At 41.6% G+C, this 22713-nt stretch carries 20 protein-coding genes and 1 tRNA gene; 9 read left to right on the top strand and 12 right to left on the bottom strand.

The window, feature by feature from the left end:
* Position 1: 1 nt before the first annotated feature.
* The 4 genes from glmS to rpsT all read right to left on the bottom strand — a co-directional run bounded on the left by glmS (position 2) and on the right by rpsT (position 3801).
* Positions 2-1939, bottom strand: a complete 1938-nt coding sequence (gene glmS / locus EHS11_RS16865; protein ID WP_246048003.1) for a glutamine--fructose-6-phosphate transaminase (isomerizing) — start codon at positions 1937-1939, stop codon at positions 2-4.
* On the bottom strand, positions 1822-3198 hold the full coding sequence (glmM, locus tag EHS11_RS16860) for a phosphoglucosamine mutase (RefSeq protein ID WP_135765559.1): 1377 nt from the start codon (positions 3196-3198) through the stop codon (positions 1822-1824). Before glmM ends, glmS begins: the two co-directional genes overlap by 118 nt.
* A 96-nt stretch (positions 3199-3294) precedes the next feature.
* Positions 3295-3367, bottom strand: a tRNA-Val gene (locus tag EHS11_RS16855).
* A gap of 155 nt (positions 3368-3522) precedes the next feature.
* Positions 3523-3801, bottom strand: coding sequence for a 30S ribosomal protein S20 (gene rpsT, locus EHS11_RS16850; RefSeq protein ID WP_109020972.1), 279 nt, complete (start codon positions 3799-3801; stop codon positions 3523-3525).
* A 123-nt stretch (positions 3802-3924) separates the two neighbouring features.
* Here rpsT and EHS11_RS16845 point away from each other — a divergent pair, with 123 nt between their 5' ends.
* The 4 genes from EHS11_RS16845 to EHS11_RS16830 are packed head-to-tail and all read left to right on the top strand — an operon-like array spanning position 3925 to position 7549.
* Entirely contained in the window at positions 3925-4209 is a 285-nt protein-coding gene (locus EHS11_RS16845; RefSeq protein WP_135765558.1) for a hypothetical protein, read from the top strand.
* Positions 4206-5213, top strand: coding sequence for an LIC_10450 family protein (locus EHS11_RS16840; protein WP_135765557.1), 1008 nt, complete (start codon positions 4206-4208; stop codon positions 5211-5213). Before EHS11_RS16845 ends, EHS11_RS16840 begins: the two co-directional genes overlap by 4 nt.
* The gene (locus tag EHS11_RS16835; protein WP_135765556.1) at positions 5210-6007 is read left to right on the top strand and encodes a hypothetical protein; all 798 of its coding nucleotides are present in this window, start codon (positions 5210-5212) and stop codon (positions 6005-6007) included. Before EHS11_RS16840 ends, EHS11_RS16835 begins: the two co-directional genes overlap by 4 nt.
* 15 nt (positions 6008-6022) lie before the next feature.
* Positions 6023-7549, top strand: a complete 1527-nt coding sequence (locus EHS11_RS16830; RefSeq protein ID WP_135765555.1) for a thiolase family protein — start codon at positions 6023-6025, stop codon at positions 7547-7549.
* Between the two features lie 133 nt (positions 7550-7682).
* Here EHS11_RS16830 and pheS read toward each other — a convergent pair whose 3' ends face one another.
* The 7 genes from pheS to EHS11_RS16795 are packed head-to-tail and all read right to left on the bottom strand — an operon-like array spanning position 7683 to position 15315.
* Positions 7683-8708 (bottom strand): phenylalanine--tRNA ligase subunit alpha, encoded by a 1026-nt coding sequence (pheS, locus tag EHS11_RS16825; protein ID WP_135765554.1) that lies wholly within the window; start codon positions 8706-8708, stop codon positions 7683-7685.
* Complete coding sequence (locus tag EHS11_RS16820) at positions 8705-10099, bottom strand: UDP-N-acetylmuramate--L-alanine ligase (protein ID WP_135765553.1); 1395 nt, start codon at positions 10097-10099, stop codon at positions 8705-8707. The genes pheS and EHS11_RS16820 overlap by 4 nt, the downstream gene beginning before the upstream one ends.
* Complete coding sequence (locus EHS11_RS16815) at positions 10096-10710, bottom strand: hypothetical protein (protein ID WP_135765552.1); 615 nt, start codon at positions 10708-10710, stop codon at positions 10096-10098. Before EHS11_RS16815 ends, EHS11_RS16820 begins: the two co-directional genes overlap by 4 nt.
* A gap of 1 nt (position 10711) precedes the next feature.
* The gene (locus EHS11_RS16810; RefSeq protein WP_135765551.1) at positions 10712-11800 is read right to left on the bottom strand and encodes a hypothetical protein; all 1089 of its coding nucleotides are present in this window, start codon (positions 11798-11800) and stop codon (positions 10712-10714) included.
* Positions 11797-13653, bottom strand: coding sequence for a motility-associated ABC transporter substrate-binding family protein (locus EHS11_RS16805; protein ID WP_135765550.1), 1857 nt, complete (start codon positions 13651-13653; stop codon positions 11797-11799). The genes EHS11_RS16810 and EHS11_RS16805 overlap by 4 nt, the downstream gene beginning before the upstream one ends.
* A gap of 4 nt (positions 13654-13657) precedes the next feature.
* Complete coding sequence (locus tag EHS11_RS16800; protein ID WP_135765549.1) at positions 13658-14389, bottom strand: ABC transporter permease; 732 nt, start codon at positions 14387-14389, stop codon at positions 13658-13660.
* Entirely contained in the window at positions 14386-15315 is a 930-nt protein-coding gene (locus EHS11_RS16795) for an ABC transporter ATP-binding protein (RefSeq protein ID WP_135765548.1), read from the bottom strand. The genes EHS11_RS16800 and EHS11_RS16795 overlap by 4 nt, the downstream gene beginning before the upstream one ends.
* Before the next feature lie 33 nt (positions 15316-15348).
* On the opposite strand from EHS11_RS16795, the gene EHS11_RS16790 reads away from it, so the two are divergent.
* A complete protein-coding gene (locus EHS11_RS16790; RefSeq protein WP_135765547.1) occupies positions 15349-16872 on the top strand; it encodes a PAS domain-containing sensor histidine kinase in 1524 nt (507 codons plus the stop codon).
* Complete coding sequence (locus tag EHS11_RS16785; RefSeq protein WP_135765546.1) at positions 16869-17270, top strand: response regulator; 402 nt, start codon at positions 16869-16871, stop codon at positions 17268-17270. Before EHS11_RS16790 ends, EHS11_RS16785 begins: the two co-directional genes overlap by 4 nt.
* Before the next feature lie 48 nt (positions 17271-17318).
* Here the strand turns inward: EHS11_RS16785 and EHS11_RS16780 are convergent, their stop codons facing one another.
* Entirely contained in the window at positions 17319-18311 is a 993-nt protein-coding gene (locus EHS11_RS16780; protein WP_135765545.1) for an adenosine kinase, read from the bottom strand.
* An 89-nt stretch (positions 18312-18400) separates the two neighbouring features.
* Here EHS11_RS16780 and EHS11_RS16775 point away from each other — a divergent pair, with 89 nt between their 5' ends.
* From EHS11_RS16775 to EHS11_RS16765, 3 genes are all read left to right on the top strand, one after another.
* Entirely contained in the window at positions 18401-18889 is a 489-nt protein-coding gene (locus tag EHS11_RS16775; protein ID WP_135765544.1) for a DUF1564 family protein, read from the top strand.
* A gap of 70 nt (positions 18890-18959) precedes the next feature.
* On the top strand, positions 18960-20609 hold the full coding sequence (gene gpmI / locus EHS11_RS16770; RefSeq protein WP_135765543.1) for a 2,3-bisphosphoglycerate-independent phosphoglycerate mutase: 1650 nt from the start codon (positions 18960-18962) through the stop codon (positions 20607-20609).
* Positions 20566-22692 carry a serine hydrolase domain-containing protein gene (locus EHS11_RS16765; protein WP_246048001.1) on the top strand — a complete coding sequence of 709 codons (2127 nt, stop codon included), beginning with the start codon at positions 20566-20568 and terminating at the stop codon, positions 22690-22692. Before gpmI ends, EHS11_RS16765 begins: the two co-directional genes overlap by 44 nt.
* Positions 22693-22713 lie beyond the last annotated feature (21 nt).

The raw sequence follows: 22713 nt of genomic DNA, 5'->3' as shown, positions 1-22713 counted from the left end.
TTTACTCAACAGTTACCGATTTTGCCAAATTGCGGGGTTGATCCACATTGCATTCCCGCAAGATTGCGATGTGATAGGATAACAACTGCAAGGGGACAACAGCAAGCAATGGAACCAAAGGATCGGTAATGCTCGGAATTTCAAAAGTAAAGTCAGCCATAGATTGGATTTCTTTGTCGCCTTCCGTTACGATGGCAATCACTCTTCCTTTTCTGGCTTTTACTTCCTGGATATTGGAAACCACTTTCTCGTAAGATGCGTCTTTTGTTGCAATGAAAACAACCGGCATATCCTCATCAATCAGTGCAATCGGACCGTGTTTCATTTCCGCCGCTGGATAACCTTCCGCATGAATGTAAGAAATTTCTTTCAACTTCAAAGCGCCTTCCAGGGCCACGGGAAAATTGAATCCTCTGCCCAGATAAAGGAAGTTACTCGCTTTGTAAAAAGATTTGGAAATCGTTAAAATTTCGTCCGCCTTGGAAAGTATCTTTGCCACTTTATCCGGAATCGTATCCAACCCAAATAACAACTCCTGGTATTGACTGAGAGAAATCGTACCTTTTTTGAGTCCGAGGTACATTGCCATCATGGTAAGTATCGTAACCTGAGATGTAAATGCCTTAGTTGATGCGACTCCGATTTCAGGGCCCGCATGCAAATACGCGCCCGCATCGGAAGCACGTGCAATGGAAGAACCCACCACATTACAAACTCCAAAGATCAAAGCACCTTTTGATTTTGCGAGCTCAATTGCCGCCAAAGTGTCAGCAGTTTCACCTGACTGGGATACTGCGATAACGATATCCTTTTCCCCTACGACCGGATTGCGGTAACGAAACTCGGAAGCGTATTCCACTTCCGCCGGAATCCTTGCCAAATCTTCAAAAAGATATTCGCCGATAAGACCCGCATGCCAGGAAGTTCCGCAACCGATGAGAAGAAGTCTGTCTGCATTCAAAAAACGATTCAGATATTGATCAATCCCGCTCATAAACAGATGGTGTTCTCTGGATACCAACCGCCCTCTCATTGCGTCTTTGATGGATTTGGGTTGCTCAAAAATTTCTTTGAGCATGAAATGAGGATACCCTCCCTTTTCAATATCTTCCAAATCCAGTTCCAGTTTTTGGATAAAAGGAGTTTTGGTAATGTTTTCCAGGTTTTTTACAATGAGGCTCCCGTCTTTGATAACAGCCATTTCACGATCGTTCAGATAAGTTACGTTGTTCGTATATTCGATGATAGGTGTTGCATCGGAAGCCACGAAAAATTCGCCTTCACCTATTCCCACAACGAGAGGAGATCCCTTTCTTGCGGCAATCATGGTTCTATCGTCATCTTTAGAAAGTACCACAATCGCGTAGGCACCCACCACTTCATTTAAAGCAAGGCGAACAGCTTCGTCTATGGAACAATTGTTTTGTTTTTTGATCTCTTCGATCAGATGGATGAGAACTTCCGAATCGGTATCCGAATTGAATTTATGACCGGTCTTTTCCAATTCCTTTTTGATGGCGGAATAGTTTTCAATGATACCGTTATGGATGATCGCAAGTTTTCCGTCAGTCGAAGTATGAGGATGGGCGTTTTTATCATTCGGCTCTCCGTGAGTCGCCCAACGGGTATGACCGATCCCTACGGTTGCGGAGAGAGTTCTTGTGCCTATTTCAAGTTCAAGATCGGAAACTTTTCCTTTCTTTTTTACAATGTCGAGATTACCGTTTAACATTGCCACACCGGCACTGTCGTAACCTCTGTATTCCAGACGTTTTAATCCTTTGATGATAACGGGAAGAGCTTCTCTCTTGCCTAAATAACCTACGATTCCACACATGATTTTACCCTCTTTAAGGTTTGTTGCAAGTCTTCGTTCGACTTTGCCTCTGCAATAACTCGAAATATTGGTTCGGTGTTTGATGGACGAATATGAATCCATCTATCTTCTTCTGATAACCAAAGCCCGTCTTTTTGAGATGTTTTGGCTTTTGGAAATCCTTTTATAAATTTTTCATAAAGCGTTTCCAAAGAAAAACCTTTTGGTAGCGGGAAAGATTGTTTTTCCATATGGATGGAAGGTAATTCGGAAACGAGCGCATCGATGGTTTTATTTTCTTCCGCCATCAGGTTCAATATATGCCCGATACCTGAAAGAGTGTCCCGTCCGAAAGAAGGAACTTTGGGATCTATGACTCCTCCGTTCCCTTCTCCACCGAACACCGCTTTTTCAGCTAACATTTCTTCTACGACATTCGCTTCGCCTACTTTGGAACGGATCACTTTGGCACCGAATAGGGAAGCGACGTGTTCATTGAGAAAACTGGTGGATAAATTGACGACCACCTTGCTTCCCTTTTTCGAAGAAGAAAGTATGTTTCGCAAAGCAAGAGGAAGAGTCAACTCTTCCGATATGGCACCTAACTTGGGAGTAAATAAAACCAAACGATCCGCATCGGGATCAAGTGCAAAACCTATATCCGCTTTTGATTTTAAGAATGCTTTTTCCGACGATTTCAAAGCTGCCGGTGTAGGTTCGGGAGGTCTTGGAAAAGTTCCGTCCGGTTTGCAGTTATGTTCGACTACAGCGCAGCCTAACTCGCGCAAGAATTTCGGTATTACGAAAGAACCTGCTCCGCCGACCGCATCCACAAATACTTTGAATTTTTTCTTTTTGATTTTTGTAAGATTGATCCGCGCGAGCACGGATTTGATATGCAAATCTATATATTCTTCGCCGAAACCGACTGCACCTTTGGGATGAATCATCTCGGGTGAAAATTGAAAACGTTTCAAATGATCAATCAAGGTTTCATTTTCTTTCGCATTGAAAAAAAACCCTTCTTTGGAAATAAATTTAAATGCATTCCATTCCATAGGATTGTGAGAAGCGGAAATCATGATGCCGCCGCGTGCTTTCGAAAGTTTAACGACTGCTTTGGTGGTAGGAGTGGGAACCAGTCCCAAAGAAAGAATGGAAGAACCGTTCGCCAATAGAGCGGCTGTTAAGAGGCTCTCCAGATAAGGACCGCTTGGTCTTGAGTCCCGCCCGATCACTACGTTTCCATGATTCATCATGGTCGTAAATGATTGCGCAAATAATAAAGCTTCCGAAAGACCAAACCCGTTTGCTATTTTCCCTCTGACTCCTGAGATGGAAATCATCAAGTTGGACAAATCGTATTCTTTAGAAATTCTCATAAATTCTAATCCAAAATGGCGTTTCCAAAGGGGAAGTCTATTCTTTTAGGTTTAGGAATGGGGGTTTGAAAAAGTAAATGGCGGAAGGAACGGATTTGGGCGATGACAGGATTGAACTGCCGACCCGCTGCTTGTAAGGCAGCTGCTCTCCCAGCTGAGCTAATCGCCCGTTCGTTCGTATAGTCATTAAAAAACACAGGACTCGGATGTCTAGAGTTTTAGAGATTTTAAAGTTTGGATTTCTTCAGGATTTCGATTGTCTGAAAACAAAAAAGGCCGCGAAATTCTCGCGACCTTTTCATTCATTAGCTATGGAAAAAAATGTTAGGCGCTAGCCGGTTTGGCTAACAAATTGATTTTTGCCGCCATTCTCGCTTTTTTTCTATCAGCGTTTTTCTTATGAATGAGGTTGGTTTTTGCAGCTCTGTCTATCTTAGAAGCGTATTTGGAGAAAAAGCCGAGAGCCTCTTCTTTGTTTCCTGATTTGATAGCTTTCAGCAAACCGCGTGCGTATGTACGGATTTCCGTCCTGTCTTGTGAATTGCGCTCTTTTCTGCGCTCTGTACGTCGAATGTCTTTTTTAGAAGATCGTAAATTAGCCAAGGAATGTCCCCTACGAGGAATTTTTACTTATCTTTTGAGTACCACTCCCGGGGTCAAGGCGAAAGAGAAAAAAATCCGAACCATTCCCCCCGGTTTTCTACCTTTCCAAGGAGAGGAAAACATATGTTTTACAGTTTATTGGAAATCGACAAAGAATTAGCAGAAATCATTACAGAAAAACATTTGGATTTAGGGCTGGTACTTAGATTTGCCATCCTTCAACTTTCTCTGGGGGAAGTCTCCGTTTGGGAAAGGGACAGATCTTTTTCCGAATACCATAATAGAGTAAACCTCTCACGTTCTGATTTTTTTACATTATATCGTAAGTCTTTAGAGAACGAAGTTGACCCGAATGTACTTCTATCTTATGCTTTTACTGAAGCGTTATTGGACATACTGAGACTGTGACACCGGATAAAGGAAAAGGCAATTATATACGAATCGATTCTATCTCGGAAATAGACCCGAACCGTATGTCTATTTCCCAAATCAATCAAAGATTCATAGACAAAGATGATAATCGTTATGCGCTTCGTTTTAATAAAGAGACCAGACGTATCGAAATTATAAAGATCACTTCCGCGAAAGAGTTTGAAGTGGTGACTGCTGCGGGAGACGCGAGCCAACCACCGAGACCCACTCTCTCATCCATCAAAGACTTATCCGAAACTTCTAATAAAATTCCGCCCAAAGAATCGGAAAACCAAAACATCCCTTCGGAAGAACCGACCGACTTTCTTATGGAAGGAGATATTGATCTCAATATTATGGATGGAGCGGAAGCACAATCCTATCCCTCTTCGCTTACTCCTAATAACTCAGCCAGCTCTCCTTCTTTACAACCAAACTTGGAAATACCTGAGTTTCGTCCCGCAAGAGGACTCATTGATCATTTTATCAAGATGCTTGGAACTTATAAAGAACGATCAAACGCAATCATCAAAAACTTACAAGCATCCCGTATCTTTGAAATTACGGGAGATCCCTCTGAAAATAAAAATATTGTAGGGAATTTAGCTAGAGAATTTGAATCACAAGTTTTTGAAGCACTGGATAAAATGATCGATCTGCATAAAGAAATGTCGTCATATCCTCGTCCAATTACTTATTATATTTCAAAAGCTCCCGCTGACAAACGGGAAGAGATGAAGCTAATTGAATCAGACAAAGATAAACTGGACAATCTTCATCTATTTGAAATGCAAAGACATGCAGAGACGATCATTAAGGATTTGAAAAAACTAAGTCTTCAATTGATGAATATTCTGAACTTGAAGGCAGATACACAAGTTAAACAATTACAATACCCCAACCAACTAATGTATGCCGATGCGAAAACTGCATCATTGTACTTTTCGCAAGACTTGGACAAGTCCATTATGGAGGTTGAGAACTGGAAAAAACAAAGATGAATAAAGAACTAGCTGCAACAGAAGTAAAGGCACTATTAGAAAAAATTAGAACTGATTACAGAGAGAATGCCAAACTCCATCCTAGGGCATTTGACATTGTAGAATTTGAAAAAAGATACCTCCAAATCCTCCAGATGAGAGGCAATATAACAAAGTTTATATCGGAAGAAGTCGTTTTTTTAGAACAACTCAAAAGCAAATATAAGGAACTTGTCGCAAAAAAAGAAGCAGGCAAAGGCGAAACACTCAACCGAATTATGGATGAATCTTTGGAAAGATTGTCCAAATATTCAAAGATAGATTTTCATCCGATGGCAAAAGCGGAAATCCGTTATTTTTACGGTGCGATGGTGGATTTTGCTGAAATTGAACTCCCAGTATTACTGAATATATTCAAAGGCACGATCGAGTTCTCTCAAATCCAGGACAGCATAGTTCAAATAGAACGAATCGGTGTTACACGGAGAGGGGTGCCATCCTTGCGAGCCCAAGAAGCGATCAAAAACTTTTTAGATGCAAACGGAAATACTGTAATGATCGAAAAAGTTTCCCAGAACCTTTTGAAGGATGGTTGTTTCGCCCTAAAAAACTTGGCGACATCCATCCATGAATTGGTCTCCAAAAACCGGGTGAACCCGGAGCTGATCATCAGAATCAACGAAAAGGATTTTCCGAAGGCTTCCGCGAACTTCAACGGCAGAAAATTCGGTGAAAGTCTGGATCGGGTTACTGAACGATGTATAGGGATCATTCAAGATTTTAGAATGAATGCCTTGCTAGGTATGGATAATTGATTTTACTTATGCAAAATGACACCTATCCTGCTTGGCGTTGCCGACACAATTGAATCCGAGTTCAATGCAGAGGAATACAAATCTTCCTCTGCTCTAGAAAAATATTATAAAATACTATTCCGTTCCGTTGATAAACTATTTACGTTTTTAGGAACGGACCGCGCCAAAATAGCCCCCTTCCTTACTGATTTTGTTTCTGTGGAACCCCAGTCTTTGGCAAGAGAAGGTTACGGTTTTACGGTTCGTGATGCCAACGATTTGGGATTTACGGGAATTGCATGCCATGTTGTGGATCTCGGCGGCGCAAGTGTGGGAGGAGCGCTCCAGCAAGCTTATACTATCGTCTCATCCAATCCCGACAGTGTCGTGTTAGTTGCCGCAGCGGATGTTCCCAAATCCGTATTCAAACAGGTTTCCGATCTGAAAAAACTGACATTCACTGTTTGTCATAAAGATTGGGAAATCCCTTACGGTTCCACACTCATCGGGCTTTATGCAATCCTTGCGGAAAGATCGATGAAAGACGCAGGGATAAATTCGGAAGATTTTGAAAAGATTACAAAATATTTCAGAGAAAAAGCGATTTCCAATCCACGTGCCTTTCAATTCGAAAAAGTACTGACCGACAAACAACTCCACAAACCTCTGGCAGGTCCCTATTCCACTCCTATGATCGCCATAGTAACGGATCACGGATTTGCAACTCTGATCACAACGGAAACAAAGAAACAGGAGTTAATCGACAAAGGGATCATTCGAAAAGATTTGAAACATATCTACCTGGCTGGTGCAGGACATGCGGCACATACGGAATACTTTATCCAGAAAAAAGATCTGGCAAGTCCCGCCGCCATTGCCGCCGAACGTGCATTCTCTCTTTCCGGCTGGGAAAGAGAAGATATCGATTATGCCTGGATCTACGACTGTTTTACAGGAATGATCATAGGTCAGGCAAGCCTGTATTTCGGAAAGCCGGCAAAGGAAGTGGCAACAAGTTTGCATGAGGGAAAAATTCCTACAGGCAAAAGACAAATCCCTATCAATTTCGGCGGAGGGATTTTAAATTACCAGGCTGCCATGTCTCTCTCCGGTGCTGCGGGACTCATTGACGTAGCGAGCCAATATGATTTGGCGGTAGATCCTATTCCCAATCGTCTAAGCGAACCACCTAATGTGAGTTTACTGGGAGGGAACGGAGGAATCGACAGCATCAATTCGGTGATTATTTTTTCCAAAGAAGCTCCTCAAAAAGGAAGAAGGTCCGTTCAACCTACGCGCGCCCTAGGAGTCAATGTTCCCCATGCAAAGGAGGAAGAGGAAGGAGTGATTCTATCCGCAAGTGCCGTGCACTTCAACCCGGGCGGACAAAAAAAACCACCATACCTGCTCTGCGCCGTGACAACTAACGCAGGCTCAATGTTACTTACAAATCTATTTTCCGAGTCAGGAGAAGAAATCAAATCGGCGGATACAATTGAGATCGGCAAAACAAAGGTAAAATTAAAGATACTAAACGGAATCTTGCAATCATATTTGATTTAGGTTCGAGACCCGAGTTCGACCAACAAGGGTCAGTTGACAGGAGTCATTCGACGAAAATCGAATTTTGTTAGTCAACGGAAATCGTTTTCTTAGTCGGAATGATTTGTTTTGAAGATCAAATGATCCCCAAAACTTAAAACTGTTTTAAGAACCGCAAGTTTCCAGATTGGAAGTAACGGATGTCATGGATATTGTACCGCATCATAACAAGCCGATCCAATCCCAAGCCAAAAGCGAACCCCGACCATTTTTTAGGATCAAGTCCCGCATGACTGAGCACATTCGGATGCACTAGTCCGCAAGGAAGTAACTCCAACCAACCGGATTGTTTACAAACGGAACAACCTTTTCCTTCACAAACGAGACAGTTGATGTCCAATTCAAATCCGGGTTCTACGAATGGAAAATAACCGGGTCGAAGTCTTGTTTTCACTTCTTTGCGAAATACCCGGGACAATAAAGTTTCCATGGTATAGATGAGATGAGCGATGGAAATCCCTTCCCCTACAACCATTCCCTCTACTTGATAAAATGTATTTTCATGAGATGCATCCACTTCTTCATAACGGAACACTCTGCCCGGAGCAATGATGCGAAAAGGGGGTTTTAAGTTACGAAGTGCACGCACTTGGATGGCGGAAGTATGAGTGCGAAGCAAATTGCCATCTTTTGTATAAAACGTGTCTTGCATATCCCGTGCAGGATGATCTTCCGTAAAGTTCAATGCGCCGAAATTGTTTTCATCGGTTTCCACTTCAGGACCATCCATAATGGAAAAACCCATGGATGTGAAAATATCTTCGATCTCGTATTGGATTTGGGAAATAGGATGAAGAGATCCTTTTTCTTTGGGCTCTTCAGTCCGCAAAACATCGAAAAATTCCGATTTGAGTTTTACTTCGTAAAACTCTTCTTTGATTTTATTTCTTTTGGATTCGACAATGGATTCGATTTTGACTTGGGCTTCGTTCGCCAGTTTGCCTACAGTTTTTTTCTCTTCTACGGAAAGACTCGCAAGTCCTTTCAATACTTGAGTGAGCTTTCCTTTTTTGCCGATAAAGTTGTTTTTGTTTGTATCCAGTTCTTCTTCGGATTGCGCCTTGGATAAAGCCTCTTCCGCTTCCAGGATGATGGATTCGATTTCTTTTATGATGCTCATTTGATTTCTCTCTCTAAAACGAGTTTTGTCAATTCGGGATAAATTCCGCCGAAAGCACCGTTTGACATGGCAAGTACGATGATCTTTGATTTGGCAAGTTTTGGAATTTCTCTTTTGATTTGGACTAGTATGTCTCTCGGGTCTTTGCAATAGAAGGACGATGCTTTTGTTTTTGCTTTGGTATCTTTGACAAGTTTCTTTACATTCAGTCGCAAGCGGGATGCGACTTTGTTCACCTGGTAGACTTCCGTAATAAATACATAGTCGGAACCTTTGAAGGATACGGCAAAATCATCTTGGAAAACATTTCTATGGGATGTAGCACTTCTCGGTTCAAACAAAGAAATGATCTTATAACCGGGATAAGCTTCTTTGTGAGCTTTGATCGTTTCCAATATCGCCACCGGATGATGGGCAAAATCCTCTACAAGCAGGGATGTTTCATTTCTAACAAGAATCTCCTGTCTTCTTTTTACCCCTGGAAACTTGAGAAATGCTTCCAAAATTTCCTTTTTCTTGGCGGGAGCAATGGCCAAACAAACTCGGATCGCCGCTTCCGCATTACGATAATTATGTGATCCGATTAAGGAGGGTTTCAAAATATTTTTGGACTTGTTTTCGCTCAAAATACCTTTTGCATAATTCAAGATGGAATCTTTTTCATTTAGTTCGAACGGTTCCACGGGTGCGTGTTTGTATCCGTCAATAATGGAGTTCAAATTCCTGGATCCCTTCCAATAAAGAACCTTTCCCGTGCCTGGCACAAGATTGAGAAGTCGTTTGAACATGACTTTGATCGCATCGAGATTTGCAAAAATATCGGCATGATCGAAATCAAGAGCGTTTAACACCAGATAGAAGGGTCTGTAATGTAAAAATTTGGAACTTTTATCGAAAAATGCAGAATCGTATTCATCCCCTTCGATTACAAAATAATCTCCTTTTCCGAGAGAAAATCCCGCATGACCGTCTTTGCGAATCCCTCCCACAAAAAGTCCCGGAGCAAGACCGATTTCAGAAAGTATCCAATGAGTTAAAAATGTAGTCGTTGTTTTTCCGTGAGTGCCTGCGATTACAATCGGCTTTTTTCCTTTTAAGAAAAAATGACCGATCGCCTCCGCCATACTCATATACTCTTTGCCTGAATTCAAAACTTCTTCGACTTCGGGGTTTCCTCTGGAAATCGCATTTCCGACGATGACTAGATCCGCATCTTTTACATTTTCTTTTCTATAACCGGATTTAGGTGAAAGTCCCCATTCCACCAACTTATCGGACATAGGAGGGTATAAATTTTCATCGGAACCAGATACATCATGCCCGATCTCTTTCAACATATAAGCAAGGTTGCCCATGGCAATCCCACCGATTCCCACTAAGAAAATTTTCAAAAACTTACCGTCCGAATAATATTATAAACTAACAAAGGGAAAAAGGTCAAAAACAGAAAAAACAAAGACGCCTTCAGAAAGAAAAAGAAAAACTCAGCCGTTGTCCAATGACGGATCATGGAAAGATACATATAGGAAAGCTGCAAAGAATACAAAGCACCTATCCCGACAAAGACGAGAGGAAACGGAGGAGGTAAAATCCAAAAGATAGCTGTGGAAGTGAAAGGCAGAAAAGAAACAGTAAACACATGAGGTTCCGGGCCATCCCAATCTGTTAGCCTATCACGCGTTTTGTGATACAATCTGAAACTATCCAGAAGTCGAAATACGAAAATCATCAGAACATAAAACGCAAATACGGAAAAGACTCCTTGAAACAAAGTCAAACTGGTTTCTTCGTCCGTGTTTGTTACTTTAAAGACAAAAATCTGAATGAGGTTGCTCACGAACTTGGATAAGATTCCGAGTACGGCAAGACTCAAATGAGTCACAAACAAATCCCTTCCTCCTAATTCGTGCTTTTGAAAATAAGATTCGAATGCCGATTTCGGGGAAAAGAAAACATCTCGTAGTAAATCCGTACGAGCTCTGGTAGAATGATTATTTTGCACCTTATTGGATTTTCTGATTGGGACGTTCCCAACGGGAAGCATTTTTCACGTTCGTTACGGCCTGAATAAAGTTTTGAAAGGTTTCCTCTTTCACGAAACTCGGGCTTTCTTCGAAATAAGGAGAAAGATCCCGAACTACCGGACGGTAGTTTTGGTCTTTCCATTGAACTTTGGGATAAAAACGAATCTTCCATTTGTATCCTAGGGAATGTTTTGCGGATAGATTTCCTTCCGGTTCCGGTTTCACAGCTTCCTTGGCAAAAGAAAGCCCCGGACCATTCTCATCATCCGGATAAAGATCCGCGCGAAGTGCTTTGGTATTATTTTCCAAAGCGTTCCCGATTTCAGGAGAGAGAACGATCCTTTCTCCCGTAGGCCGATTCCAATGATTTACATACGAGTCATACTGATTTTTTTTTGCATTGTTCTCAGCAACAATCCTTTGTCCCTGTCCGATGAATTCAATGGAAACCAGATAACCACCGCTATATGTGATAAATTGGCGTTCTCTAAAACTGAGAGTATTGTTTCTGAACTTTTCAATCAGATAGGAATAAGGAGAAATCACCCGGTCTTTTTCCCGAGCGGTCATTCTTGCTGTATCCGATTCCGTTTTTTTTCCGAAATACAAAGTTCGGCCTTGGAGATCGTCAAATTTAATAGCAAGTAAATCTTCGTTCATCACCAAACGGGGAGCATCATCCCCGATACAATATGATTTTTGAATCTCTTCGGAGGAAGACTCTATGAACTTTGTTTTGAGAACACTCAGATCTGAGAAAGAATTTTTCACATTGAAATTTCCTTCGTAAGTGAGAATGTCCTTTTCTTCCGGATGAAAATAAGAAACGGAGAAGAGAGGAGATTTTTTCCAACCTCTTTCAAACATACGAAAAAAGATCGGGTCTTTTCCGAAGGCAGGTTCTTTTTCTCCGCACCAGGTTTCTTTCGGTGGGAAATAAACAACCGATTTCCAATTTTCCTTCCAGTAATTGGTTTCGGTGATATTTTCCGTTTTTTCCTCTAAAAAGAAAAATAGGAAAAACAATAAGATGAAGGAAACAATAACATAGATTAAACGATTTTTCATACTTCAGTTAATGATTTTTTACGTTTTGAATGAACATAATAAGCACCGATGCCCAAGATCAGTCCCGGATAAAAGAATACTCCGATGGCCCAGACGATTAGCTTTTGATTGTCCGAAAGACTGACCGTTTGGACTTCTTCTTTTTTGGGAGGAATTTCGGCAATTCCTGTATCCTGGAAAAGCCCGGTAATGGATGCATTTGCAAAATGGGCGTTCATTACATAAGCGATGAACTGATCCGTAATCCAGGAAGTGCCCGAATGAACTACAATTCTTCCTTTTTTGTCATCGTCCAGAGAAACAGGCGTTAGGACAACGGAAAGGATTAAATTTTCCTTTGTTTCCTCTTTGTCTTGTTTTCCGTTATTGTTTTTATCCACAAACACATCGGAGCCTGTTTCCAAAAGATTTGCCGACTTGAATGAAAAGGGAGTTTCGCCGGTAGACTGAGTCACAAAATAGCCGCTATACGGGAAAAGAATCCCCAGATCTTTTTTTGGCAAAAGATCGGTGAGTTTGTTTTCGGAAAAACGTTTGGCCAGGATGATTCCCGGTTTCTCCGCTCTTTCCATCAGAGGTTCTTTTTTAAATTGTAACCCGGAAACCTTTAACAACCAATTGAAGTCTTCGTTTCCTTTCGGTTCAATCGTGATGAATAGTTTTCCGTTTTTTTCCAAAACGAATTTTTTGATTTCGGATTGTGCTTCCGGAGAAAACGGAACGGTAGGTCCTAGGATTGCCACCATATCTGCGTCAGTTGGAAGAGCTCCCGGCCATCCTTGTGCAAAGCCCAACTCGGAAACTTTAAAATTGAGAAATTGTAAATTTGTATTGAGTCTGTTTATTTGTTCATTCGGTACGGAACGAAAACCAGCTCCGAATCTTTCCCCGTTGGAAGTGGTGAAATAAATCTTTTTCTGTTCCGTGGAAACATTGAAAATACCTGCGATTAACTTGCGTTCCAGTTCTTCCAAATCGTTCGGCTCTTTGGCAAAGATTTTTTCTTCCGCATAAGGAGTATTGCTATCAAGCAAAGAATCTTTCTTAGATCGAATCACAATCGTTCCGTTGGAAGCTTGGCCGAAGTCCTTCAACAAGTCGGTTTCCACATCCGCATTGATAAAATTGATCGTGATCAGAGGATTTTCCGTTTTTACCTGGTCTAGTAAAATCTCAACATCCGGGCGTATTTTAGTCAAAGTAAAGGAACTTGCCGGACCGTCCGCTTCCAAAGGTCTGGGATAAAAAGCGGTAATCGTTGTTTCTTTGTTAATCTGCTTCAAAAGATTTCTGGAGATGGGGGAAAGAGAATATTTTCCCTTCGAGCTCAAATCAAAATTATAATTTCGTTTGATGGCAAAATAATTGAACGCAACGAGCACAGGCAACACCAACAAAAATCCAAGCAGAGCATTTTGTAACAAAGAACTTTTTGTTTTGCTGAGATTGCTCTGCGCTTCCAGAGAGGACTTTCCGATTTCCGTAAATAACACTTGCAATAAAAATGCAAATGCGAATACAACAATAACCAAAAGTAAGAACTCCCTTACTTTCGGAATGGAACTGGCTTCGGAATTGATGCCCGCTATCATTTGGTTGTCCAGATAGTCTCTAAGCAAAGAAAATCCAAATGCGGATAGTCCGAGAGCTGTCCCGAGATAACGGTTGCCGTCTTCCTTGCGGAAACGGTGTGCAATCATCCGGTAAAGAGAGTCGGATAACAAAAATAAGGTGATCGCCAGAAGCCAGACGATCCTGCGGGAAGGATCCGTGATCATTCCATCCAGCAAAAAGAACAAAAACAGAGAAACTACACTGATAAAAGGAAAAATACGATCAATTGAAACTAACACAAAACTAACCTCTCCATCTTCTGGATTCCAATACCTTTACGGTAAGGTATAAAAAAAGAAGCGATCCGGTAACAAAGAACATAATGCCTGTTAAAGGAAGAACTCCCTTTGAAAAATTGATATAATGGGAAAATATATGCAGATGAAACAGGACTTTTCTGGTTGTTGCCTGGAACAAATGGGAAAAATAACCGACCACCCAAAGTGTAAGAATGATCAGCACCGAAATCAAAAGGGAAATCATTTGATTTTTGGCAATGCTGGAACCGAAAAGACCTATCGAGTAGGTAAAAGTTCCTAACAAAAACACTCCGATCGTACCTGAGGCAACGATATAAAGGGGGGCCTGCCAATAACTGTAAAGGAGAATCGGAAAAAGCCCGTTGATGAATACGGTAATGATTCCGCAGATTGTAACACCAAACAGAAATTTGCCGAGAACAATATCCGCATCAGTGATAGGACTTGTAAAAAGCAATTCCAAAGTTCCTTTGTTTCTTTCTTCTACGATCGATCCCATTGATATGATGATCATGGCAATGAGGATCGTAGTCATAAAGGAAATGAAGGTTACAATGGTGGCTTCTTCATAATTCGCCCTTCCGTTGAAGTTCAAAATCATGATAAAGAGAGCATTCAAAAAAGCGGTTCCACCTAAAACCAACGGTCCCATATATGTGCCGAAAAATAATTTTAATTCTTTTTTATAAATCCAAACAGCGATTTGCCAATTCATATTTTCTCCATAAAGATTTGTTCCAAAGATACTTCCTGTTTTTTTAAGGATTCTATCTGGATGCCGGAAGCGATTGCCGAAGTGAATAGTTTTTCTTTGAAAGATCTAGGTTCGCGTGCCTTGATCAAAAACAAAGTCTCCTCATTCTGAACACCTAAATATTGTAAGTTGTCTTCGGGCAAAAGTTGGGAACGGAGAAAATTTTCCAATTCATCCTTACTTTTTCCGGAAAGCCCGATTTCCCAACCTGCCACCCGGCTCATTTCTTCTTCCAACTGTTTCAGACTGAGTTGTTGCCTGAGAGAACCCTTGTGTAAAAATAAAAACTTATCACAGGTTTTGTAAATTTCGGAAAGGATATGGCTGGAAATTAAAACAGTATGATCTCCGGCCAAACTGCGGATCAGATTTCTGATCTCTACGATTTGTTTCGGATCAAGGCCGGAAATCGGTTCGTCCATAATGACAACCGCAGGATTTCCCAGGATTGCTTGGGCGATTCCCACCCTTTTTCTGAATCCGAGGGACAAAGTGCTGATCAACCGGTCTCTCACTTCGGATAAATTTGTTTTTTGAAGAACACGGTCGATTTCACCGTTTAACTTCGATTCTTCTATTTTTTTTAAACGACTTACGAATTTAAGATAATCTTCCACACATAGATCTTCGTAAAGAGGAGGAGATTCGGGAAGATACCCTATTTTTTGTTTGGCTTCCAGAGGGTGTTCGAAAATGGATTTGCCGTCAATCTGAGCATCTCCGGCGCTTGGGATGAGATAACCCGTCAAAATACGAAGGGTCGTCGTTTTTCCGGCTCCGTTTAAACCGAGAAGCCCTACGACTTCTCCCTTTTCCAACTTGAAATTCAAGCCTGTAATGGCTCGTTTTTCCCCATAAAATTTAGATAAATTGCTGACTTGAATCATAACTCTGGTTTTATTTTAAGTATATTTGAACGTATGAATGACTTTTACGAAAAAATCAAAGGCTTTTTCAAGGATGAGTCAAGCTTGTTGGAAGCAAAGCAACTTCTTTCGGAAAATTGGGAGAAATTGGCTCCCGATTACCTCAACAAAATTCTGGAAACCATTCGAGACGCCGTCTTTATCTTAGATTCCAATTGGAACTATATTTACCTGAACTCAAAAGCCCTGGAAATGGTCGAACTTTCCGCCGATCAAATCATAGGGCGGGAAGTCTGGACGGTTTTTCCCCAAGTGAAAGACAGTGAGCTTGGAGAAAGAATGAGAACCTCAGTGCGGGAACACAGGAGTATGCAATTTGAACACATTCATGCCCAGGGGGAAAAATGGTATGATCTTCTCGTTCTTCCTTCTCAAGACTTTTTATTCGTTCTCGCTACAGAGATCACCTCGCAAAAGAAGGTGGAACGAGGTTACGAAAGTGTAGTTTCCAAAAACCGTGCCATCATCAATTCCATCCCGGACAAACTCTACCGGATTCATCAGGACGGAATCGTAATTGATTACAAGATGTATCCCGATTTTCCAGGATGGGATATGCCCTCGGAAAATTCGAAAGAACGATTTTCTTCCGTAGAATCTCTTTTTCCCGAGGAAAGTTTAAGTTCTATCCGTAATATGATTTCACAGGTGCTTACCTTGGATCAAACGCAATCAATCGAATATTCCAAAGAGGAATACGACGGGGTCAAATTTTATGAGGCGAGAATCGCAAAGAGCGGCCCGGAAGAAGTTTTGGCAATCGTTCGTAACATCACGGAAAGGAAAAAAGCAGAACGTTTAAAAAACGAATTTATCAGTTTGGTAAGCCACGAACTGCGCACTCCCCTGACTTCGATTAAAGGTGCCATTGAACTTTTGATAGGCGGCGTAGCGGGAGATTTGTCCAATCAGGCAAAATCCCTGTTGAATATTTGTCGCAAGAATACACTTCGTCTGGTTCGGTTTGTGACAGATCTTTTGGATATAGAGGCTCTTGATTCGGGAAATATTAATTTTAAATACAAAGCGTTCTTTTTGGAAGATGTCATCCAAGCTTCTGTCGACGGAATGAGAACATTCGCCGAACAATATCATGTTTTGCTAAATTATCAGAAAGATGCGGATTCCATTTCCGTATATGTGGACGAGGATCGTTTGAATCACTGCGTTACCAATCTGATTTCCAATGCAGTCAAATACACTCCAAAGTATTCCGAGGTATTTATCCGAGTCGGCAAAAACGAATTGGGTGCCTACATTCAAGTGGTAGACCATGGCCCGGGAATTGATCCGGATTTTCAGCCGAGGTTATTTCACAGGTTTGCACAAGGAACTCCCCCAAAAGATAAGTTAGTTGGCGGAACAGGACTCGGACTATCGATTACCAAAGGATTTATCGAAGTGATGAAAGGTTCCATTGATTTTATTACAAGTCCTACCGGAACCTCATTTACAATCACATTGCCTTTGTATGATCTGAATTCTCTTTCTAAATTCACAGAAGGACAGAATCAATGAGAACGAACCCGAAACACATCAAAACGGTCTTAATCGTAGAAGACGAAGAAGATATTATTGAAATCCTTCGCATAGCCATTGAATACAATTCCGACTTTAACGTATTTTTTGCGAAAACAGGTCCGGAGGGATTGCAAAAAGCAATCATCCTGCAACCCGACTTGATCTTGTTAGATGTATTGATGCCGGGGATGAATGGTTTGGAATTGATTGAAGAACTGAGAGTATTTCCTGAGACGGCAACGATCCCCGTTGCTTTCATCACTTCCCGAGTGCAAAAAAACGAAATTCAGGAATACCAAAAAAGAGGAGCAATCGGGGTTATTGAAAAACCGTTCGCTCCGCTTGAAATCACCGCAAAGATTTATACTTTGTGGAATGAGGCAACGACCAAATAACTTTGGGTTGGTGCAAACCCTTTTCAAAAAGGGAAACACCAACTAACATCAGTAACCTTTTAAAATCTCTTCCTGTTTGTTCGCCAGTTTGACGGATAATCTAGGCCCTACTTTTTCTACTATCCGGGAAGCAACGTAATTTCCCCATCTTGCGGAACGTTTCGGTGTGAATCCATGTGTCAATCCGTAGAGAACTCCTGCCGCAAATGCATCTCCTGCTCCCGTAGTATCTACAGGTTTTACCGGAAATCCGGGAACCAGTTCGATTTGTCCATCTTGACAAACGTAAGCGCCTTCTTTGCCCGCAGTCATAAATACCAACGGGGACAAAGTTCCGATATAAGCAACCGCTTCCAAAGGATCGTTTTTTTCGCTCAGTGCGAGACCTTCTTCCGTGTTGCAAAAAACAACATCCACATAATCCTTTGTTAGTTGAATGAATTCGCCACGAGTACGATTTACACAAAACGGATCGCTGTATGTGAATGCCACTTTTACCTGGTTGGCTTTGGCTTCTTTCATTGTAAGCTGACTCGCTTTTTTTGTAGAGTCACCGTCCCAAAGGTAACCTTCTACATAAACAAATTGAGAAGATTTCAACTTTTCCAAATCAATGTCGTTTGGAGAAAGTGAAGTAGAGATGCCCAGACAAGTTAGCATGGTTCTCTCAGCATCAGGCGTTGTCAAGACGACACATGTTCCCGTATGACCTTCTTTATCCGGGGAAGTTTCAAATTGGACGCCTGCATCTTCCATATCTTTTTTATAAAACTCACCGTATGTATCGTGAGTGACTTTTCCCGCATAACAGCAGTTCCCTCCTGAGTTTGCAATCGCGATCATCGTGTTAGCGGCACTACCGCCGGATCTGAGTTCTTTTTTGATATCGTGGAGATCGGCTAAGATTTGCCCCTGTCTCGTTTCATCGACCAAGGTCATAATGCCTTTGTCTATTTTTTGTTTGTCTAAAAATTTCGGTTCTACAAATGCGATAATATCAACAAGAGCGTTTCCCACACCAAATACGTCATATTTCTTCATGAAAGCTAAATTGAAATCCTTTGGATCTAAGTCCTCTTTTTTTTGAACCAATCGTGCAGAATCTTTAACTCTTCTAACAGAGGAAAAGTATGCAAGAGAATCGTTGGCTCATGAGGGAAGTTCTGGTTTTTGCAGACACATCCGTTTCCAGTTTGTTGCTCTCCGAAACGGCAGCGGGCTTCTATCGCAGACTCTTGCGGAGAAGGCACGATAGCAGGGATCTGTTTTGTAGATTGATCCGGAGGCACAGGGAAAGGTTGGTGGTGCATTTGAATTCGGTAAGACAAAAGAGAAATTTAAGGATTACCTACCAAAGTCATTTGGAGGATGCGGAAAGTTATTATGTAAAGGTGAACTTTCGACCAGGTCATGAGGATTGGGCGGAGATAGGATTGATTGCGGGGAATTTTAGGGTTTCCAGAACTTTGATTGTGAGTTTGATGATGTTTTGGGAGATGGAGGGTGAAGGGAGAAAAAGTGAAGGTGTTCCTACATTTCAATCCAAACCCAAAGAGATCACGGTAATATACCGACTCAAACCCTTCCGATTAACAAGATCCTTCCACCTCCGCCCCTAAACCAAACCATATCTTGCGGTTGCAAAATGTAGAATCATTCAGATACTGGAAAAAAATAGGAATCTAATCTATGTTATCTCTCCAAAAACATCCCAATGGACCTCTTGCAAAACAAGTCCTCCTAGTCATTTTAGATGGAGTCGGATTCACCAAACAAGGCATAAATGACGGAAATGCGGTAGAAGCGGCAAAAATGCCTGTCCTCAAAAATCTTTGGAAAACAAGACCCACTCTTCATTTACGAGCACATGGAACTGCCGTGGGAATGCCGAGCGACGAAGATATGGGCAATTCCGAAGTGGGCCATAATGTTCTCGGTTCGGGGCGCATTTTCGACCAAGGTGCAAAACTAGTCAGTGCCTCGATCGATTCCAAAGAAATGTTCCATGGACCCATTTGGAAAAAATTAATCCAAAATACAAAAACAAACAAATCAACCTTACACTTCTTAGGTCTGCTATCGGATGGAAACGTTCATAGCCACATCGACCATTTAAAAGCGATGATCGATGTGGCAAAAGCGGAAGCAGTTCCCAAAATCAGACTTCATATTTTGTTGGATGGTCGGGATGTTCCCGAAAAGTCCGCACTTGATTATCTTACCCCGCTGGAAGCCCGTCTAAACGAACTTAAAAATTCAGGGTTGGACATTTCCGTTGCCTCAGGAGGAGGAAGAATGGAAATCACCATGGATCGCTACGACGCAGACTGGTCTATGGTAGAACGGGGTTGGAAGGTACACGTATTAGGTGAAGGTAGGGAATTTTCTTCTGCTACCGAAGCAATCGAAACATTCCGCAAAGAAAATCCAAGCGTAATAGACCAATACCTTCCCTCCTTCGTTGTTACCGATCCGAATGGCAAACCTGTAGGAACCGTGGAAGACGGCGACTCGGTCATCTTTTTCAATTTCAGAGGAGACCGTTCCATTGAAATCTCAAAAGCATTTACGGAAGAAAACTTTTCTCCTTTCAACCGAATCCGTTTTCCCAAGATCGAATTTGCAGGCATGATGCAATACGACGGAGATTCATTCATCCCCAAACAATACTTAGTTTCTCCACCCGTCATCGACCGCACGATGGGAGAATATCTGGTGAACGAACGTGTTGCTCAATACGCGATTTCGGAAACGCAAAAATACGGACATGTTACTTTTTTCTGGAATGGAAACAAATCCGGATACTTCAACCAATCACTCGAAACTTACGAAGAAGTAAAATCGGATGTCATTCCGTTTGACCAAAAGCCCGAAATGAAAGCAAAAGAAATTACAGATACTCTTATCCAAGCCGTCCAAAGCCACAAATATCCTTTCCTAAGAGTCAATTATGCTAACGGAGATATGGTGGGACATACAGGTAATATGGAAGCAACGATCAAAGGTTTGGAATATCTGGATTCTTGCATAGACCGTTTGGTAAAAATCTGCAAAGAGTCGGGCACCGTACTTTTTATCACTGCCGACCATGGAAACGCAGACGAAATGTATCAATTGGACAAAAAAGGACATGCGCAAACTTCCCAAGATGGCAAACCAGTTCCTAAAACCAGCCATACCTTGAATCCTGTACATTTTGTTGTTTTCGATCCGGAGTTAAAAATCGAATTCGTAGTGCAGGATCCTAATTTTGGTTTGGCGAATATTGCAGCAACTGTTTTGGATGTATTGGGATTTGAAGCACCTGTCGGATACCACCAGAGCCTCATCCGACGGTAGTTTTTATATGAAGTTTTTTTCCGTTTTAAGTTTCTCTTTTCTTGCTTTATTTTTAATTTCTTGTTCCGAAGAAGTAGGATCCCTATCGGAAACAAAAAAAAAGGAGATCAGAACCAAACTAAGACAGGAAAATTTTCAAGGAGTTGTCCTCGTCGCCAAAGGCAAGGACATTCTATTCAGAGAAACTTTCTATCACAAAAAGGGAAATCAACCGAACCAGCTCTACAGGAAACATAGTTTTCCATTAGGTGAAGTAACAAAAGCTTTCACCGCTTTCGCGCTCAGAATCCTTCTCAGGGAAAAAAACATCAAAGAATCCGACCCTGTGGTCAAATATCTTTCCTGGTTTCCCCATAAAGAAATCACGATTGAAAATTTGCTCAAACACACAAGCGGTCTTCCCCGATTTATAGAAATCGATTCCCATTTTGATTCTAAACTCGAAGCCCAAAAAAGAATCCAGGTTCGAAATAGTTTTACTTCTTCCTTCCTACAACCTTCTTTTCCTCCGGGAGAATACTGGAAGTACACGAGACTCGACTATTTTATATTAGGTTATCTGATAGAAACACTCTCAGAACAATCATATTCCGATTATATCAAAGAAACGATTTTAAAACCGTTGAACATGAATCATTCCTATGTGGATGTTCACGATCCGTTTCTGGGAAATAGCGGAATTTACTCCAACCCGGAGGATCTTGTTCTCTGGAAAGAAGAACTATTGCACCCGAGTCTATTGCCCAAAAAAGAAGTGGAAAAACTTTTCTTGAAAACAATTCTACAGGACTCCATCTCGCAAGATTCCATCTACTTCGGAGAAGGGATGTATGTAGGAGAGTATTTTCATTGGGCGTATGGAAAAGTAAAAGGGATTGCCAATCTATTTTACCAGGATCGAAAAAGCGATATACTGATCTCGATTGTAAATCCGTGGGGAGGCACCAAAGGAGATTTGTCCTCATATAAATCCATTCTCACCGAATCTATATTTGGTGGTAAAAAATTAAAGCTGAGAGAAGCTCCTAAAAATCAAACGGAAGTGGATTTGGAAACTTTGATGAAAGAAAGCAAAGTCCCTGCTATCGGAGTGGCCGTTTATAAAAACTACAAACTGGTTTGGAAAAAAAACTACGGTGTTCGCAATTTAAAAACTTCAAACAAAGTAACGGAAAATACTTTGTTTCGTGCGGGTTCCCTTTCCAAAACAGTCACCGCAGTCACCGCAGTAAAACTTGCCGAAGAAGGAAAGCTGAATCTTTATTCCAACTGGAATCAAAAATTGCTGAAATTTCATATCAGGTATCAGAAAAAAGAAAAAGGTTCATTTGTCAATTTGGACAGTCTGCTTTCTCATACGAGCGGACTCACGGAAAAAGGAAACTGGGATGATCCGATCAACCAAAACAAAAAGCACCTAACGGACATTCAAGATTCTTTCTCTCCCAAACCTGGCCATGGCTTGGAAATATACTACAAACCGGGATCTAAGTCCCGTTATTCGGGAGCGGGTTATAGCGTCATCCAGGAAGCGATCGTAGAAGCAACCAGGCTTTCTTTTCCCAAAGTGATCACTAAATATGTGGGAAAACCTCTCAGTTGGAAACGAAGCAGTTTTCGCCAAAACCTGACTGAAGCGGACGATCACTGCGAAGGTCATGATGAAAAGGGAGAAATCCTGGAAGAAAAAAAATTTGTCACACCCGAACTGGCCGCAGGAGGGCTTTGGACCACTCCGGAAGAAATTGGCAATGTTTTTGCGGAAGTGGCACTCGCTACCAAAGGTAACTCTTCTCTGATTTCCGAATCTTCCGCAAAATACCTACTCACTCCTAAAATGAGTGCTGCCAATCTGACGGTGCATGCGCTCGTAGGCCGGGGCTTTTTTATCAACCAATCCGGTCCTTCCGAATATTTTTTCCATGGCGGCCATACAAAGGGACATAAGTCGCTGGCATTTTTTAACGCAAACAAGGGATATGGGATCGTGATTATGACCAATTCGGAAAACGGCTCCAATCTGATCTGGAGAATCCTCAGGGTTGTTTCCGTTCAAGAAAAATGGGATAAATTCGTAAATTAATCTGATTGACCAATACCGAAA

It is taken from the genome of Leptospira ilyithenensis, assembly GCF_004771005.1.
Classification (GTDB): Bacteria; Spirochaetota; Leptospiria; order Leptospirales; family Leptospiraceae; genus Leptospira_A; species Leptospira_A ilyithenensis.
This window is presented reverse-complemented; position numbering and strand designations above follow the sequence as displayed.